Raw genomic sequence first — 17,180 nt, forward strand, 5'->3', positions numbered from 1 at the left:
GCCGTCAGCCCGCGTCTTGTACGTTCTTGCGCTCACCCCGGCTCGTGCGCTCGCGCTGGTACGCGCCCGGAGGCACGCCGACGATCCGGGTGAAGTGCCGGTTGAGGTGGGGCTGGTCGGTGAAGCCGACGGCGACGGCGGCCTCGGCGGGGGCCGTCCCCGCGTCCAGCAGCCGCCGGGCGCGGCGCACGCGGGCGTCGGTCAGCCAGGTGTGCGGCGGCATGCCGTAGGCGTCGCGGAACGCCCGCAGCAGGGCGAAGGGGCTGGTCCGGAGGTCCACGGCCAGCCGTTCCAGGGTCGGCGGCTCGGCCATCCGCTCCTCCAGCACCGCACGCGCGCGTGCCGCGATCCCGGCGCCGGCCGTCCGCAGCCGCCGCTGGGGCAGGGGGCCGCCGTTCAGCCGCAGCAGCCTGGTCACGGCGACCCGCAGGAGCGTGTCGGCGGCCAGCGCGTTGCCCTCGTCGGCGGCGCGCAGCACCTGGTGGACCAGACGGGCGGTGTAGGAGTCGTCGAGGACGGGGCTGACGAAGCCGGGCGTGCCCCGCAGGGTGGTGGTCTCGGCGGCGATCGCGGCGACCACATCGGGCGACGGGTAGAGCGCGCCGTACCGCCAGCCCTCGGGCACGCCGGCCCGGCCGGTGTGCGGGGTGTCGGGGTTGATCAGGGCGAGCGCCCCCGCGCCGGCGGAGACGTCCGAGCCGTGGTGGTGGAAGACCTCGACACCGTCCGCTATGGCCGCGATCACGAAGTTCTCGTGGGTGTGCCGGATGAAGGTCTTGCGGATGTACCGGGCCCGCAGCAGGTCGACCCCGGGCAGATCCGTGTACTGCCAGTGCCGTGCCCGCTCCCCTGAACCCGCCATACGGCCATTGTCCGCCATCGCCTCCGCCCGGCTCCGTCGCACCCGCCGCGCCCGCCTCCCGTTTGTGCAGGTCAGGCCGATTGTCAGTGGGCGGGTGCAGGATGGACGCATGGTCAGCTCCGCACACCGAGCCCTCGACGGCTTCTCCCCCGCGACCCGCGGCTGGTTCACGGGGGCGTTCTCCGCGCCCACCGCGGCCCAGGCGGGCGCGTGGCAGGCCATCCGGCAGGGGTCGGACGTGCTGGTGGTCGCCCCGACCGGCTCGGGCAAGACGCTGGCCGCGTTCCTCGCCGCCCTGGACCAGCTGGCCTCGACCCCGCCCCCGGCCGACCCGAAGAAGCGCTGCCGGGTGCTGTACGTGTCCCCGCTGAAGGCCCTGGCGGTCGACGTCGAGCGCAATCTGCGCAGTCCGCTGACCGGTATCCGCCACGAGTCCGTGCGACTCGGCCTGCCCGAGCCCGAGGTGAAGGTCGGCATCCGGTCCGGCGACACCCCGGCCGCCGAGCGCCGCGCTCTGTCCACCCGCCCGCCGGACATCCTGATCACCACCCCCGAGTCGCTGTTCCTGATGCTGACGTCGGCCACGCGCGACGCGCTCACGGGCGTGGAGACGGTGATCCTGGACGAGGTGCACGCGGTCGCGGGCACCAAGCGCGGGGCGCACCTCGCGCTCTCTCTGGAGCGGCTGGACGAGCTGCTGCCGAAGCCCGCCCGCCGGATCGGCCTGTCGGCGACCGTCCGCCCGGTGGACGAGGTGGCCCGGTATCTGTCCCCGCGCCGCAAGGTGGAGATCGTCCAGCCGGAGTCCGGCAAGGAGTTCGACCTCTCCGTGGTCGTCCCGGTCGAGGACATGGGCGAGCTGGGCGGCTCCCCGGCGGCCGACGCGGCCGAGGGCGGGGAGCGGCCGTCGATCTGGCCGCATGTGGAGGAGCGGATCGCCGACCTGGTCCAGGCGCACCGGTCCACGATCGTCTTCGCCAACTCCCGCCGCCTGGCGGAGCGGCTGTGCAACCGGCTCAACGAGATCGCGTACGAGCGGGCGACCGGCGAGACCCTGGACGAGCACCACTCGCCCGCCCAGCTGATGGGCGGCTCCGGCGCGGCCGCGGGCGCGCCCCCGGTGATCGCCCGCGCGCACCACGGCTCGGTCTCCAAGGAGCAGCGCGCCCTGGTGGAGGAGGACCTGAAGGCCGGCCGGCTGCCCGCGGTGGTCGCCACCTCCAGCCTCGAACTCGGCATCGACATGGGTGCCGTGGACCTCGTCGTCCAGGTCGAGTCCCCGCCCTCGGTGGCCTCGGGCCTGCAGCGTGTGGGCCGTGCGGGACACCAGGTCGGCGCCGTCTCCACCGGTGTCGTCTTCCCGAAGTACCGGGGCGATCTGGTCCAGGCGGCCGTGGTCACCGAGCGGATGCGCTCGGGCTCGATCGAGTCCCTGAAGGTGCCCGCGAACCCGCTGGACGTGCTCGCGCAGCAGCTGGTCGCCATGACGGCGCTGGACACCTGGCAGTTCGACGACCTGCTCGCGGTGGTCCGGCGCGCGGCCCCGTTCGCCTCACTGCCGGAGTCGGCGTTCACGGCGGTCCTGGACATGCTCGCGGGCCGCTACCCGTCGGACGCGTTCGCGGAGCTGCGCCCGCGCGTGGTGTGGGACCGCGTGGCCGGCACGGTCACCGGCCGCCCCGGCGCCCAGCGCCTCGCCGTCACCTCCGGCGGCACGATCCCGGACCGCGGTCTGTTCGGCGTCTTCCTCGCCGGTTCCGACCCCAAGAAGGGCGGCGGCCGGGTCGGCGAGCTGGACGAGGAGATGGTCTACGAGTCCCGCGTGGGAGACGTCTTCACGCTGGGCACGAGTTCCTGGCGGATCGAGGACATCACGCGCGACCGCGTCCTGGTCTCGCCCGCGCCGGGCGTGCCGGGCCGGCTGCCGTTCTGGAAGGGCGACCAGCTGGGCCGTCCGCTGGAGCTGGGCCGCGCGGTGGGCGCGTTCCTGCGCGAGGTCGGCTCGCTGACGAAGGACGACGCCCGGCTGCGACTGCTGGCGGCGGGCCTGGACGCGTGGGCGGCGGACAACGTGCTGTCGTACCTGGACGAGCAGCGCGAGGCCTGCGGCCATGTCCCGGACGACCGCACGATCGTCGTCGAGCGCTTCCGCGACGAGCTGGGCGACTGGCGGGTCGTCGTCCACTCCCCCTTCGGTGCTCAGGTCCACGCCCCCTGGGCGCTCGCCCTCGGCGCCCGGCTGTCCGAGCGGTACGGCATGGACGCGCAGGTCATGCACGCCGACGACGGCATCGTGCTGCGCCTGCCCGACGCCGATCTGATGGGCCTGGACCTGCTCGACCAGGAGCCGGTGAAGGCAGGCACCGAGTACGACAGCGAGCAGGCGCCGGTCGGCGCGGCCGACGTCGCCTTCGACAAGGGCGAGGTCGACCAGATCGTCACCGACCAGGTCGGCGGCTCGGCGCTGTTCGCCTCCCGGTTCCGCGAGTGCGCCGCCCGTGCGCTGCTGCTGCCGCGCCGCAACCCCGGCAAGCGCACCCCGCTGTGGCAGCAGCGCCAGCGGGCGGCCCAGCTGCTGCAGGTGGCGAGCGAGTTCGGCTCGTTCCCGATCGTCCTGGAGGCGGTCCGCGAATGCCTCCAGGACGTCTTCGACGTCCCCGGTCTTGTCGAGCTGATGGGGGACATCGAGTCCCGCAAGGTGCGCCTGGTCGAGGTCACGACCCCGGAGCCGTCCCCGTTCGCCCGCTCCCTGCTCTTCGGGTACGTCGCCCAGTTCCTGTACGAGGGCGACTCCCCGCTGGCCGAGCGGCGCGCCGCCGCGCTGTCCCTGGACTCGCGGCTGCTGGCCGAGCTGCTGGGCCAGGCGGAGCTGCGCGAACTGCTCGACGCCGAGGTGCTGACCGAGCTGGAGCGCGAGCTGCAGTGGCTCACCGAGGACCGCCGGGTCAAGGACGTCGAGGGCGTCGCCGACGTGCTCCGGCTGCTCGGCCCGCTGACCGACGCCGAGCTGGTCGCGCGGGGCGCGGACGCGCAGTGGGCGCGGGAGCTGGCCGGGGCCCGCCGCGCCATCAAGGTGCGGATCGCGGGCGCCGACCACTGGGCGGCCGTCGAGGACGCGGGCCGGCTGCGCGACGCGCTCGGCACGGCGCTGCCGGTCGGTGTCCCCGAGGCGTTCACCGAGCCGGTCAAGGATCCGCTGGGTGATCTCCTCGCCCGGTACGCCCGTACCCACGGGCCGTTCACCTCGGCCACGGCGGCGGCCCGGTTCGGCCTGGGCGTGGCGGTCACCGAGGGCGCCCTGCAGCGGCTGGCCGCGGCCGGCCGGATCGTGCAGGGCGAGTTCCACCCGGCGGGCATCGGCCAGGAGTGGTGCGACGCGGCCGTACTGCGCCGGCTGCGCCGCCGTTCCCTGGCGGCCCTGCGGCATGAGCTGGAGCCCGTGCCACCCGCCGCGCTCGCTCAGTTCCTGCCGCAGTGGCAGCACATCGGGAAGGGGCACGGGCTGCGGGGCATCGACGGGCTGGTGCGCGCCGTCGAGCAGTTGCAGGGCGCCTCCGTGCCGGCCTCCGCGCTGGAGAAGCTGGTCCTGCCCTCGCGCGTGGCCAACTACACGCCCTCGATGCTGGACGAACTGACCGCCGCGGGCGAGGTGGTGTGGGCCGGCGCGGGTGCCCTGCCGGGCAAGGACGGCTGGGTCTCCCTCTATCTGGCGGACGCGGCCCCGCTGTTGCTCCCGGCGCCCCACCCGCTGGAGCTGACCGCACTCCACCAGTCCGTCCTCGACATCCTGTCGGGCGGCTACGGCCTGTTCTTCCGTCAGATCGCCGACCAGGTCCGCGCCACCACGCACCCCGACGTCACCGATCCCCAACTGGCCGATGCGCTTTGGGACCTGGCCTGGTCGGGCTGGCTCACCAACGACACGCTGGCGCCGATGCGGGCCCTGCTGGGCTCGGGCCGTACGGCGGGCTCGACCGCGCACCGCGCCAAGCGAGCCGTGCCGCGCGGGCGTTACGGTTCGCTGACGGCCGCCGCGCGCACCGCCTCCCGAACCGGCCCGCCGACCGTGGCCGGCCGCTGGTCGCTGCTGCCGGCGGCCGAGCCGGACACCACCGTGCGCGCACACGCACTGGCCCGCACACTCCTGGACCGGCACGGCGTGGTCACCCGCGGCGCGGTCGCCGCGGAGGGCGTCGAGGGCGGCTTCTCGGCGGTGTACCGGGTGCTGTCGGTCTTCGAGGAGAGCGGCCAGGCCCGGCGCGGTTACGTGGTCGAGGGGCTGGGCGCGGCCCAGTTCGCGATGGACGGCGCGGTGGACCGCCTCCGCGCGGTGGCGAACGCCCGCGAGCGCACCGATGGCCTGCCCGCCCCGGCCGGCCGGAACGGCTTCGGCACCCCGGCCGCCGCCAACGGCTTCGCCGAGCCGGGCTTCCCGAACCCGTTCGACGGCATGGACGGCACCCCGCACGGCCGTACGTCCCCCGGCGCCTTCGACGCGGCCGACGGCGGTTTCGCCCACCCCGGCCTGGACGGCGACTTCATCTGGCCGCCGGAGGACGGCCCCACCGCCGACGGCTCCCGCGACCTCGCCGACCCGTTCGCCTTCCCCGGCTACGGCGGCCCCCGCGGCGGCGGATCCACCCGCCACAGCTCGCCCGCCCCCTACGGCTCCTCCGCCTCCTACGGCACGGCTCCCTACGGCCAGGCGCCCCACCGCGGCTACGGCACCGGTCGAACAGGCGGCGCCCCCGCACCCGACCCCCGTGCCGTCGTCCTCGCCGCGGCCGACCCCGCGAACGCCTACGGCTCCGCGCTGCCCTGGCCGGAGCCGCCGACCGGAGCCGGGCACAAGCCGGGCCGCAAGGCGGGTTCGCTGGTCGTCCTGGTGGAGGGCGAACTGGTGCTGTACATGGAGCGCGGCGGCAAGACGCTGCTGGCCTGGTCCGCCGCCCCGGACACCGCGGCGGCGGACGATCCCCGCCTGCGGACGGCAGCCGAGGCGCTGGCCGCGGCGGCCCGCGCGGGCTCGCTCGGCACGGTCACGGTCGAGCGGATCAACGGCGCCCAAGCCCTGACCTCCCCCATAGGCGCCCTCCTGGAGGCGGCCGGGTTCGTGGCGACACCGCGCGGCCTGCGCCTGAGAGCATGACCGGCACGGCACCCGGCACCACGAGCGGGCCCCGAGCATCCCCCACCCGCCCAGCACAGCCGACACACCCACACCCGGCACAGCCGACACCCCCACACCCGACCCAACCACGGGCCTCCGCCCGGCACAGCCCGACAGCCCCGCGCCCGGTAAGGCCGGCAGGCTCCCCGCCTCACCCCCTCGTGGCACCCTTGACGCATGCCCGAAGGTGACACGGTCTGGCAGGCCGCGCGGCGGTTGCACGAGGCGCTCGCGGGCAAGCCGCTGACCCGCAGCGACTTCCGCGTGCCGAAGTACGCGACCGTCGACCTCACCGGCCGCAGGGTGCTGAACACGATTCCGCGCGGCAAGCACCTGCTCACCCGGTTCGAGGGGGGCCTGACCCTGCACACCCATCTGCGCATGGAGGGCACCTGGAAGGTGTACGGCGCGGGTGAGCGCTGGCGGGGCGGGCCGGCGCACCAGATCCGGGCGGTTCTCGGCACCGTCGACCGTACGGCCGTCGGCTACCGCCTCCAGGTCCTGGAGCTGCTGCGCACGACCGACGAGGAGCGGGTCGTCGGCCACCTGGGACCCGACCTGCTCGGCCCGGACTGGGACCCCGAGCGCGCGCTGGCCAACGTCCTCGCGGACCCCGGTCGCGAACTCGGCGAGGCCCTACTGGACCAGCGCAATCTGGCCGGCATCGGCAACGTCTACAAGAGCGAGCTGTGCTTCCTGCTCGGCGTGACCCCGTGGCTGCCGGCCGGCGCGCTCCCCGCGGACCGCGCGGAGAAACTGCCCGGCCTGGCCAAGCGGCTCCTGGAGACGAACCGCGACCGCCCGGTCCGGCAGACCACCGGCCTGCACCGGTACGACCTGTTCGTCTACGGCCGCGCACCCCGCCCGTGCCTGCGCTGCCACACCCCCGTCCGGGTGGCCGACCAGGGCGACGGCTCCCAGGAGCGCCCCACCTACTGGTGCCCCACCTGCCAGTCGGGCCCCGCTCCCGCACCGGGCGCACCCCAACGCTGGCGCGACAAGTACCCCCGCCGCACCGGCTGACCGGCCGACGCCCGCCCCGGGCGCCTCCGCCGGCAGCGCTCCCCAAAGGCCTCCCCAAAGGCCTCCGCAAAGACTTCCCCCTAATTGACGACCCGTCAGATGTGCTCGTACCGTCGCTGGCATGGCCCTCACCGCGTACGACCTCAGCGGACGCACCGCCTTCGTGACCGGAGCCGCCGGCGGGATCGGGCGGGCCTCCGCCGTCCTGCTCGCCGAGGCGGGGGCGACGGTGCACTGTGCCGACCGGGACGCGGACGGCCTGGACGGCACGGCCGCGCTGATCAAGGAGCGCGGCGGCACGGCCCGGGTCCACGTCCTCGACGTCACCGACCGGGACCGGCTCGGCGAGGCGGTGCGGTCCTGCGAGCGACTGGACGTACTGGCGGCGATTGCCGGGATCATGCACAGCAGCCCGGTGCTGGAGACCCGGGACGAGGATCTCGACCGGGTGCTGAACGTCAACTTCAAGGGCGTGCTGTACGCCTGCCAGGAGGCGGCCCGGCTGATGCTCGCCCGGGGCACCCGCGGCAGCATCGTCACCATGGCCTCGGGCGCGGTCGACACCGGCGGCGCCGGACTGCTCTGCTACGGCGCGGCCAAGGCGGCCGTGGTGCAGCTGACGAAGACGCTGGCCACCGAGGTCGGCCCGCACGGCATCCGGGTCAACGCGGTCGCGCCGGGCTGGATCCGCACCCCCATGACCGACCGCCACGACCGCGCGGCACAGGCGCACACCGAGGCCGCGATGACCCGGCTGACCCCACTCGGCCGGGTCGGCGAACCGGACGACGTCGCGCACGCGGTGCTGTATCTCGCGTCGGACGCGTCGGCTTTCACGACGGGTCAGATACTTCGCCCGAACGGGGGTGTGGCGATGCCCTGGTGACGTTCCCGGCCCGCCAGGCGGCAAGCCAGCGCCCCGTCGGGACGGCCCCGGTCGCGCGCCCCTTCGGCACACAGTGCACGGGCAGCAGGCTCAGCCCCCACCCGCCGGTCACGACGGCCGCTTCCAGCACGCCCGGGCCCTCGCCCGCGGCGAGCCGCAGCACGGCCCACCACCACACCGCCCCGGCCCCGAGCGCGATCGTCCGGCGCACTGTCCGCCCCACCATGCCCGCCACCACCTCCAGCCGGACGCTAGACCGTCGCCTGTCCCGCGCGGGAGGCGCACCACGGGCTCACCGATGCAACACGGGTCCACCCGGCATCGCAGGCGACGACCGCCCCCGGCCGCCGGCCGCACCCGCTAGGCGTTCTCCGCCTGGAACATCCAGTGGTGCTTCTCCAGATCAGCGGTGATCCCGATCAGGAGGTCCTGGGACACGGGATCCGGCTCCCCGGTCGCCTCCACGCGCTCCCGCATGCGGGTGATCACCGAGCCGAGCGCGTCCACCATCGCCCCGACCGCGTCCGCGTCCTTGATCCACCCCGCCGGAGTGGTCTTGATGCCGCTGCTGGAGGCCACCGTGGCGGCGCGCCCGTCGGGCGGTACGCCCAGCGCCGAGGCCCGCTCGGCCACCGTGTCCGAGTGGGCGCGGGCGGAGTCGACGACCTCGTCGAGCTGGAGGTGTATGGAGCGGAAGCGGGGGCCGACGATGTTCCAGTGGATCTGCTTGGCGACCAGGGCGAGGTCCACCAGGTCGACCAGGGCGCCCTGCAGCGCCTCCGCCACGGTCTTCAGATCCGCGTCCGCCAACGGGCTCTTCACGACGTACATCCGCTTCCTCCGGTGTGTGGGCGCCGTCACGTCCCTCCCACGATGACCGCACCGCGCGGTACCGGCAAATGGGCGCATCACGCGAAGAAGGGGCGGAAAGCTCCCCCCGACGGCAAAAAGCCACGGCCGGCTCGCCCAGGTCTCCCTGGAGCAGCCGGCCGTGGCGTAATCAGCCGTATCGGGTTGCTAGGCCGCGCAGGCGTATGTCACGCGGCGACCACGTCCACGGCCTCCGCGGGCGCCTTGATGGTCACCCGTTCCGGTGGCACACCGGTCACCGACACGGAACCCAGCATCGGTCGGACCGGCGTGGGCACGGGCTCGGTGGCCGCGGCGGACTGGGCCAGCTCGGCGAGCGCCAGCTCGTCGCTCACTTCCCGCATGAGTTCCGACATCCGTACGTCCAGCGCGTCGCAGATGGCGGCGAGCAGCTCGGAGGAAGCCTCCTTCTGCCCCCGCTCCACCTCGGAGAGATAGCCGAGTGAGACTCGGGCGGACGAGGAGACTTCGCGCAGAGTACGGCCCTGGCGTTGGCGCTGCCGACGCAGCACGTCACCCAGCAGGCGACGGAGCAGAATCATCGGTGGCTCCCTCCTCGGACCGCGTAGCCGCATCCTTCTCGCCCCACCGTACCGCCTTGCGCCGCGGCCGTGCGGGGAGCGATGTCGTGTTCACTCAGGGCTGCAAACATCAAAACCCCCCGTTCCGTTCCGTATCCTGTGCCCGCTCATTCCCAGTCTGTTCGCCCGCAAGCTGCTCCAGAAGCACTGCGAGTACGCTCCGTACACTCTCCATACGAATTTCCGCACGGCCGCCGTTCAACCGCAGAGCCTCGACTTTTCCGCCACCGGCAGAACCGGACCGGGCGGTGAGGGGTCCGTCGACGGCCACGAAGACCGTCCCGACGGGCTTTCCGTCCTGCGGATCCGGGCCTGCGACCCCGGTGGTCGCGATGCCCCAGTCGGCACCCAGCGCCTTGCGCACTCCGGCCGCCATCTGGGCCGCGACCTGCGGATCCACCGCTCCGCACTGGGCCAGCAGGGTGGCGTCGACGCCCAGCAGCTCGTGCTTCAGCTCGGTGGCGTAGGCGGTGACCGAGCCCCGGAACACCCGGGAGGCCCCGGGTACCCCGGTGATCTCCGCCGCTACCAGGCCACCGGTCAGCGACTCCGCGACGGCGAGGGTCTCGCCCCTCACGGTCAGTAGTCGCACCAGTTCGGTGGCCGCGGAACTCACGCTTCCTTCTCCTCCAACGCCGCGGCGCGCTCGGCGATTCCCCGCCGGCGCAGCACAATGGCTTGTCTTACGTAGTCGAGGCCGGTCACGACCGTGAGGACGACCGCCACGGCCATCACCCAGAACCTCAGGGTGGCCAGCCACCCCGTCAGTGCCAGGACGTACATCCCGACGGCGACGCCCTGGGTGAGCGTCTTCAGCTTGCCGCCCCGGCTGGCGGGGATCACGCCGTAGCGAATGACCAGGAAACGCAGCAGGGTGATGCCGAGTTCCCGGCCGAGGATCACCCCCGTCACCCACCACGGCAGATCACCGAGGGCCGACAGACAGATGAGCGCCGCCCCCATGATCGCCTTGTCGGCGATGGGGTCGGCGATCTTCCCGAAGTCGGTGACCAGGTTGTAGGTGCGGGCCAGATGCCCGTCGAACAGGTCGGTGATCATGGCGATGGCGAAGGCCGCCCAGGCGAGGGAGCGCCAGGCCGGGTCGTAGCCGCCGTCCGCCAGCATCAGGGCCACGAAGCCGGGCACCAGGACCAGCCGGAGCATCGTCAGCAGATTGGCGACGTTCCAGACGCTCGCCTGGTTGACGGCCGCTGCCGCGATCTTCCCGCCGCGGGCGGGCTTGCCGCCGTTCTCGGGAGCCGTGGCCGGACCCGAAGCAGAACCGGAGACCTCGGACCGGGCGCCGTCGGCGGCGGAACCCCGGGCGCCGTGCGCGCCGGAGGAGCCGCCCGCGGCGGATGCCGGGACTCCGGTCATCTGCCCGCCTCCTCACTACACGCGAGCGAGCCGGTCAGCGGCTCGGCCACCAGGTCGACACCTTCCGTACCGACCACCTTTGCCTCGACCATACGTCCGACGCTCAGGCCCTCGCCGCTCGTGAGGAGCACCTGGCCGTCGGTCTCCGGCGCCTGGTGCGCGGCACGGCCGTGGACGCCCTCCTCCTCGTCCACGGACTCCACCAGGACCCGCACGGTCTCGCCGACGCGCTCCTCGGCGCGCTGCGAGACGAGTTCCTCGGCGAGCCGGGAGATGTGGGCCAGGCGCTCGGCGACGACGTCCTCGTCCAGCTTGTTGTCGTACGTCGCCGCTTCCGTGCCCTCCTCGTCGGAGTAGCCGAAGACACCGATCGCGTCCAGCCGGGCGCCGTTCAGGAAACGCTCCAGCTCGGCCAGGTCGGACTCGGTCTCGCCGGGGAAGCCGACGATGAAGTTGGAGCGCACGCCGGCCTCGGGGGCCTTGCTCCGGATGGTGTCGAGCAGCTCCAGGAACCGGTCGGTGTCGCCGAAGCGGCGCATGGCGCGCAGCACGTCGGGCGCCGAGTGCTGGAAGGAGAGGTCGAAGTACGGGGCGACCTTGGGGGTGGAGGTCAGGACGTCGATGAGGCCAGGGCGCATCTCGGCCGGCTGGAGGTAGCTCACGCGGACCCGCTCGATGCCGTCGACCTCGGCCAGCTCCGGCAGCAGGGACTCCAGCAGGCGGATGTCGCCGAGGTCCTTGCCGTAGGAGGTGTTGTTCTCGGAGACCAGCATGATCTCCTTCACGCCCTGCTCGGCCAGCCAGCGGGTCTCGTTCAGGACATCGCTGGGGCGGCGGGAGATGAAGGAGCCGCGGAAGGACGGGATGGCGCAGAAGGAGCAGCGCCGGTCGCAGCCGGAGGCCAGCTTGACCGAGGCGACCGGGGAGCCGTCCAGCCGGCGGCGCAGCGGCGCGCGGGGGCCCGAGGCGGGCGCGACACCCTCCGGGAGGTCGGCCGGCGCGTGGCCGGGCAGCGCCACCGAGGCGGCCGACTCCTGGCGCTCGGCCGGGCTGATCGGCAGCAGCTTGCGCCGGTCGCGCGGGGTGTGGGCGGCGTGGATGCCGCCGGACAGGATGGTCTGCAGGCGGTCGGAGATGTTCGAGTAGTCGTCGAAACCGAGCACGCCGTCGGCCTCGGGCAGCGCCTCGGCCAGTTCCTTGCCGTACCGCTCGGCCATGCAGCCCACCGCCACGACGGCCTGGGTTCTCCCGTGGCCCTTGAGGTCGTTCGCCTCCAGCAGGGCGTCGACGGAGTCCTTCTTCGCGGCCTCCACGAAGCCACAGGTGTTGACCACGGCGACGTCGGCGTCCGCGGCGTCGTCCACGAGCTGCCAGCCGTCCGCCTCCAAACGGCCTGCGAGCTCCTCGGAATCCACCTCGTTACGAGCGCAGCCGAGAGTGACGAGTGCGACGGTACGGCGTTCAGGCATGGGCTCAAGACTACTTTGTCTCACTGACAGCCCACGTCGACGGGGTTGGCCGATTGTGGCCGACTCCGTCACATCCCGGTCCGCCGGGGGCGGCCCGTCAGCCCGCCACCGGGTCGCCCTTCGTGTAGGTGAGGCGCTCGACCGCGCCGGGCCGGAAGGTGTCCTCGATCTTCTTGCCGTTGACGTACAGCTCGATCGCGCCCGCGTCGCCGAGGATCAGGTTGATCTTGGAGCTGTCCTGGAAGGTCTTGGACTGGCCTTTCTTCAGCAGCCCGTCGAAGAGCATCCGGCCGTTGTGGTCCTTGGCCGAGATCCAGCTGCGTCCGTTGGGCGCGCTGACCTGGACGGTGACCTTGTCCTGGGGCGCGGCGGCGATGGCGCTGTCGGAGGGCTCGCCGGTCGGCTCGGCGGGCTTGTTCTTCTTCGGCGTGGGCGAGGCGGACTTGCCGGCGGTGGGCGTGGTGCCCTCGGCGACCTGCGACTTCGAGTCGCCGGAGTCGTCGCCGCCCTTGAACGCGGTGAACCCGACGAACCCGATCACGACGACGATCGCGGCGACCATGGCCGCGGTCCAGTTCGGGCCGCGCCGCTCGGGCCGGATCCGCTCCGCCTCGAACAGGGGTGCGGCGGGGGTGGGCGCGGGCCGGCCGCCGTGCTCGGCGTCGTACTGGGCGATCAGCGGTTCGGGGTCGAGGCGGACGGCCCTGGCCAGCGTGCGGATGTGGCCGCGGGCGTACACGTCGCCGCCGCAGGGGGCGAAGTCGTCCGCCTCGATGGCGTGCACGATGGCGATACGGACACGAGTGGCATTGCTGACGTCGTCCACGGTGAGCCCGGCCGCGATCCGCGCCTGCTGGAGGGCGCGGCCCACGGAGGGTCGGGCTTCCTGGGACTGGTCTGGGAACGGACGCTCGTCTTCAGGGGAGTTGCCGATGGACACGGGGGGCGCCTTTCGAGCGTGTAGCCACCTGTGCTGGAAGCTCAGTCTAGGGGGGGTACGAAAGGGTGGGGCAACCGGGCGGTAGGACTTTGTACGCCGTCGGACTGGCCGGACAATCCGATGGTTTGACAGGCAGGTACCCCATGATGAGGCCTGTAGCTGTCCTTTCGCTCAACTGGACGTACGACTGACGGAAACGGTTGCTCACCGATCCCTAACGGGTGCATCACGGCGATCCCGCCACCCGGCGTAACCCGCTTCCGCCGAACGGCCCTTCGTCCCTCACCCCTCAGACTCCCCGCGAATCATGGCGAGCACGCCGTCCAGTTCGTCAGGTTTCACCAGAACGTCACGTGCCTTCGAGCCCTCGCTCGGTCCCACGATGTTGCGGGACTCCATGAGGTCCATGAGCCGTCCGGCCTTGGCGAAGCCGACGCGCAGCTTGCGCTGGAGCATGGAGGTCGACCCGAACTGGGTGGAGACGACCAGCTCGGCCGCCTGGCACAGCAGGTCGAGGTCGTCGCCGATGTCCTCGTCGATCTCCTTCTTCTGCTTGCTCCCCACGGTGACGTCGTCCCGGAAGACGGGCGCCATCTGGTCCTTGCAGTGCTGGACGACGGCCGCGACCTCCTCCTCGGTCACGAACGCGCCCTGCATACGGGTCGGCTTGTTCGCACCCATCGGCAGGAACAGGCCGTCGCCCTTGCCGATCAGCTTCTCGGCGCCGGGCTGGTCGAGGATGACCCGGGAGTCGGCGAGCGAGGAGGTGGCGAACGCCAGCCGGGAGGGCACGTTCGCCTTGATCAGACCGGTGACGACGTCGACCGACGGGCGCTGGGTGGCGAGCACCAGGTGGATGCCGGCCGCGCGCGCGAGCTGCGTGATGCGCACGATCGCGTCCTCGACGTCCCGCGGGGCCACCATCATCAGGTCGGCCAGCTCGTCCACGATCACCAGCAGGTACGGGTACGGCTGCAGCTCCCGCTCGCTGCCCTCGGGCGGCTTGACCTTGCCCTCGCGCACCGCGCGGTTGAAGTCGTCGATGTGCCGGTAGCCATAGGCGGCCAGGTCGTCATACCTGAGGTCCATCTCGCGGACCACCCACTGCAGCGCCTCGGCGGCCCGCTTGGGGTTGGTGATGATCGGCGTGATCAGGTGCGGGATGCCCTCGTAGGCGGTCAGCTCGACGCGCTTGGGGTCGACCAGGATCATCCGGACGTCCTCCGGGGTCGCCCGCATCATGACCGAGGTGATCAGGCAGTTGATGCAGGACGACTTGCCGGAGCCGGTGGCACCGGCGACCAGCATGTGCGGCATCTTCGCCAGCGAGTGCATGACGTACCCGCCCTCGACGTCCTTGCCGAAGGCCACCAGCATCGGGTCGTCGTCCTCGGCGGACTCCGCGAGACGCAGGACGTCGCCGAGGTTGACCATCTCGCGGTCGGTGTTCGGGATCTCGATGCCCACCGCCGACTTGCCGGGGATCGGGCTGATGATCCGCACGTCCGGGCTGGCGACGGCGTACGCGATGTTCTTGGTCAGCGCGGTGATCCGCTCGACCTTCACGGCGGGGCCCAGCTCGACCTCGTAGCGGGTGACCGTCGGGCCGCGGGTGAAGCCGGTGACGCGCGCGTCGACCTTGAACTCGGTGAAGACCTGGGTGAGCGAGGCGACGACCGCGTCGTTGGCGGCGCTGCGCGCCTTTCCGGGGCCGCCGCGCTGGAGCAGGTCCAGTGAGGGCAGCGCGTAGGTGATGTCGCCGGACAGCTGGAGCTGCTCCGCGCGCGCGGGCAGGTCGCGGGGCTGCTCCGGGGCCTTCTTGGTCAGGTCCGGTACGGCCTTGGTGAGGTCCGGTACGGCCTTGGTCAGGTCCGGTACGGCCTCGGCCTTCAGCTTCTCCTGTTTGGGCCGGGCCGCCGGGACCGGCGCCGGTGCGGGCTCCGCCGCGGGGGCGGGCACCGGTGTGGTGTCCTCGCGCTCGCCCGCGCTCACCCCCTGGGTGAGGTCGGCGACGAGCGGGGACGGCGGCATACCGTGCAGCACCGCGCCGTCGAGCGCGGCCGCGGCGGCCGCGGCGACGTCCACGGCGTCCAGCTGGCGCTGTGGATCCGGCTGGGGCACCGCGGAGCGCCTGGGGCGCCCGCGGCGCTGCGAGAGGGCCTCCTCCTCGGCGCGCGCCGCGTCGTACGCCTGAGGGGCGCTGGAGCGCCTCCGGGGGCGCACGGGCGTCGCCTCGCGCCACTGCTCGTCGTATGCCTCCTCGTCCCCGGGGAGCCGGTCCTCCTCGGGGTCGCGCAGCACGCCGAGGTGGACGCCGAGCATCCGCAGCCGCTGCGGGATGGCGTTGACCGGGGTGGCGGTCACCACGAGCAGCCCGAAGACCGTCAGCAGCACCAGCAGGGGTACGGCGAGCACCTCGGTCATGGTGGACGTCAGCGGGGTGGCCGCCGCCCAGCCGATGAGGCCGCCGGCGTCCCTTATGCCCTGCATGCCGGCGCTGCGCGCGGGTGAGCCGCAGGCGATGTGGACCTGGCCGAGCACGCCGATGACGAGCGCGGACAGGCCGATCACGATCCGCCCGTTGGCCTCCGGCTTCTCCGGGTGCCGGACGAACCGTACGGCGATCACCGCGAGCAGTATCGGCACGAGCAGGTCGAGCCGGCCGAAGGCGCCGGTGACCAGGATCTCGACCAGGTCGCCGACGGGCCCGCGCAGGTCCGCCCAGGTGCCGGCGGCGACGATCAGGGCGATGCCGAACAGCAGCAGCGCGATGCCGTCCTTGCGGTGGGCCGGGTCGAGGTTCTTCGCGCCCTGCCCTATGCCGCGGAAGACCGCGCCGACGGCGTGCGCGAGGCCGAGCCAGAGGGCGCGTACCACCCGGTACACGCCCCCGGTGGGGCTGGGTGCCGGCTTCGGCGGCGCGGCCTTCTTCGTCGCGGCCTTCTTGGCGGGCGCCTTCTTGGCCGGGGCCCTCTTCGCGGCGGCCTTCTTCGCCGGAGCCTTCGCGGGAGCCGCCGCCTTCTTGGCGGGCTGCTTCTTGGCTGCGGAGGGACGTGAGGCCATGGGTGTGAGGTTACCGGGGGAGACGACAGCGGACACGTGTGCCCACAGCTTCACCCGTTCGTGTCGTGCCTGCCGAGGACCAGAACTGACGCACGCTCATCCGGAACTGCGGTCCCGGCGCAGGTCAGTTCTGCGAGGGCACCGAGGCTCCGGCGCCGCCCGAACCCGGCTCCAGGGCGTCGAGGGCACGGCGCAATCCGGTGAGTTTGCGCTCCAGATGGGCCGCAGTGGCCACCGCCGCCGCGTCCGCGGAGTCGTCGTCCAGCTGCTTGGACAGGGCCTCCGCCTGCTCCTCGACGGCCGCGAGCCGCGCCGACAGCTCGGCGAGCAGCCCGGCCGACTCCTTGCCGGCGACGCCGCCCTTGCCACCGCCCTCCAACTGGAGCCGCAGCAGTGCCGCCTGCTCCCTCAGCTGGCAGTTCTTCATGTACAGCTCGACGAACACCGAGACCTTCGCGCGCAGCACCCACGGGTCGAAGGGCTTGGAGATGTAGTCCACCGCGCCCGCCGCATAGCCCCGGAAGGTGTGGTGCGGGCCGTGGTTGATCGCCGTGAGGAAAATGATCGGGATGTCCCGGGTCCGCTCCCGCCGCTTGATGTGCGCGGCGGTCTCGAACCCGTCCATGCCCGGCATCTGGACGTCCAGCAGAATGACCGCGAAATCGTCCGTGAGCAGCGCTTTGAGCGCTTCCTCCCCGCTCGATGCCCGCACCAGCGTCTGATCGAGCGCAGAGAGGATGGCCTCCAGCGCCAGCAGATTCTCCGGCCGGTCATCGACCAGGAGGATCTTGGCCTTCTGCACCATGGCCCGCCCTCCTCGCCCCGGCGGTACACCGGGCGCCGCCCCAGGGGACGACTCCCTTTCGCCGCCCGTCCTTGTGCCGGTCATCGTAGCCGCACCCCGCCTGTCGCCACACCCTGTCACCGCGATGTCACTGT

Annotated in this window: 12 protein-coding genes; 3 read left to right on the forward strand and 9 right to left on the reverse strand. The window is 72.7% G+C overall.

Annotated features, from left to right (window positions below; genetic code table 11):
• Positions 1-4: 4 nt before the first annotated feature.
• Complete coding sequence (locus ACZ4U1_RS34125) at positions 5-862, reverse strand: AraC family transcriptional regulator (RefSeq protein ID WP_467908046.1); 858 nt, start codon at positions 860-862, stop codon at positions 5-7.
• Positions 863-971: 109 nt separating this feature from the next.
• Between ACZ4U1_RS34125 and ACZ4U1_RS34130 the strand changes: the two genes are divergently transcribed.
• From ACZ4U1_RS34130 to ACZ4U1_RS34140, 3 genes are all read left to right on the forward strand, one after another.
• The gene (locus ACZ4U1_RS34130) at positions 972-6,011 is read left to right on the forward strand and encodes an ATP-dependent helicase (protein ID WP_467908047.1); all 5,040 of its coding nucleotides are present in this window, start codon (positions 972-974) and stop codon (positions 6,009-6,011) included.
• 198 nt (positions 6,012-6,209) lie between these two features.
• The gene (locus ACZ4U1_RS34135; RefSeq protein ID WP_467908048.1) at positions 6,210-7,055 is read left to right on the forward strand and encodes an Fpg/Nei family DNA glycosylase; all 846 of its coding nucleotides are present in this window, start codon (positions 6,210-6,212) and stop codon (positions 7,053-7,055) included.
• Positions 7,056-7,176: 121 nt separating this feature from the next.
• A complete protein-coding gene (locus tag ACZ4U1_RS34140) occupies positions 7,177-7,941 on the forward strand; it encodes an SDR family NAD(P)-dependent oxidoreductase (protein ID WP_467908049.1) in 765 nt (254 codons plus the stop codon).
• A gap of 360 nt (positions 7,942-8,301) precedes the next feature.
• Here ACZ4U1_RS34140 and ACZ4U1_RS34145 read toward each other — a convergent pair whose 3' ends face one another.
• The 8 genes from ACZ4U1_RS34145 to ACZ4U1_RS34180 all read right to left on the reverse strand — a co-directional run bounded on the left by ACZ4U1_RS34145 (position 8,302) and on the right by ACZ4U1_RS34180 (position 17,046).
• Positions 8,302-8,772, reverse strand: a complete 471-nt coding sequence (locus tag ACZ4U1_RS34145) for a Dps family protein (RefSeq protein ID WP_467908050.1) — start codon at positions 8,770-8,772, stop codon at positions 8,302-8,304.
• 206 nt (positions 8,773-8,978) lie between these two features.
• Positions 8,979-9,353 (reverse strand): helix-turn-helix domain-containing protein, encoded by a 375-nt coding sequence (locus ACZ4U1_RS34150; protein ID WP_053666341.1) that lies wholly within the window; start codon positions 9,351-9,353, stop codon positions 8,979-8,981.
• Between the two features lie 109 nt (positions 9,354-9,462).
• Positions 9,463-10,008, reverse strand: coding sequence for a CinA family protein (locus ACZ4U1_RS34155; RefSeq protein ID WP_467908051.1), 546 nt, complete (start codon positions 10,006-10,008; stop codon positions 9,463-9,465).
• Positions 10,005-10,769 (reverse strand): CDP-diacylglycerol--glycerol-3-phosphate 3-phosphatidyltransferase, encoded by a 765-nt coding sequence (pgsA, locus tag ACZ4U1_RS34160; RefSeq protein WP_467908052.1) that lies wholly within the window; start codon positions 10,767-10,769, stop codon positions 10,005-10,007. Before pgsA ends, ACZ4U1_RS34155 begins: the two co-directional genes overlap by 4 nt.
• A complete protein-coding gene (gene rimO / locus ACZ4U1_RS34165; RefSeq protein ID WP_467908053.1) occupies positions 10,766-12,238 on the reverse strand; it encodes a 30S ribosomal protein S12 methylthiotransferase RimO in 1,473 nt (490 codons plus the stop codon). The genes pgsA and rimO overlap by 4 nt, the downstream gene beginning before the upstream one ends.
• Positions 12,239-12,335: 97 nt before the next feature.
• Entirely contained in the window at positions 12,336-13,178 is an 843-nt protein-coding gene (locus ACZ4U1_RS34170; RefSeq protein ID WP_467908054.1) for a helix-turn-helix domain-containing protein, read from the reverse strand.
• 282 nt (positions 13,179-13,460) lie between these two features.
• Complete coding sequence (locus ACZ4U1_RS34175) at positions 13,461-16,241, reverse strand: DNA translocase FtsK (RefSeq protein WP_467908055.1); 2,781 nt, start codon at positions 16,239-16,241, stop codon at positions 13,461-13,463.
• Positions 16,242-16,365: 124 nt separating this feature from the next.
• Positions 16,366-17,046: a response regulator gene (locus ACZ4U1_RS34180; RefSeq protein WP_059252944.1), complete on the reverse strand. Its 681-nt coding sequence runs from the start codon at positions 17,044-17,046 to the stop codon at positions 16,366-16,368.
• Positions 17,047-17,180: the final 134 nt, after the last annotated feature.

The sequence above is a fragment of the Streptomyces sp. NPDC028928 genome (genome assembly GCF_055564915.1).

What these genes read in the sequence shown, in the direction of transcription:
- ACZ4U1_RS34130 (WP_467908047.1), top strand. Translation starts at nt 972, where the DNA reads ATGGTCAGCTCCGCACACCGAGCCCTCGACGGCTTCTCCCCCGCGACC.
- ACZ4U1_RS34150 (WP_053666341.1), bottom strand. Translation starts at nt 9,353, where the DNA reads ATGATTCTGCTCCGTCGCCTGCTGGGTGACGTGCTGCGTCGGCAGCGC.
- pgsA (WP_467908052.1), bottom strand. Translation starts at nt 10,769, where the DNA reads ATGACCGGAGTCCCGGCATCCGCCGCGGGCGGCTCCTCCGGCGCGCAC.
- ACZ4U1_RS34135 (WP_467908048.1), top strand. Translation starts at nt 6,210, where the DNA reads ATGCCCGAAGGTGACACGGTCTGGCAGGCCGCGCGGCGGTTGCACGAG.
- ACZ4U1_RS34180 (WP_059252944.1), bottom strand. Translation starts at nt 17,046, where the DNA reads ATGGTGCAGAAGGCCAAGATCCTCCTGGTCGATGACCGGCCGGAGAAT.
- rimO (WP_467908053.1), bottom strand. Translation starts at nt 12,238, where the DNA reads ATGCCTGAACGCCGTACCGTCGCACTCGTCACTCTCGGCTGCGCTCGT.
- ACZ4U1_RS34140 (WP_467908049.1), top strand. Translation starts at nt 7,177, where the DNA reads ATGGCCCTCACCGCGTACGACCTCAGCGGACGCACCGCCTTCGTGACC.
- ACZ4U1_RS34175 (WP_467908055.1), bottom strand. Translation starts at nt 16,241, where the DNA reads ATGGCCTCACGTCCCTCCGCAGCCAAGAAGCAGCCCGCCAAGAAGGCG.
- ACZ4U1_RS34145 (WP_467908050.1), bottom strand. Translation starts at nt 8,772, where the DNA reads ATGTACGTCGTGAAGAGCCCGTTGGCGGACGCGGATCTGAAGACCGTG.
- ACZ4U1_RS34125 (WP_467908046.1), bottom strand. Translation starts at nt 862, where the DNA reads ATGGCGGGTTCAGGGGAGCGGGCACGGCACTGGCAGTACACGGATCTG.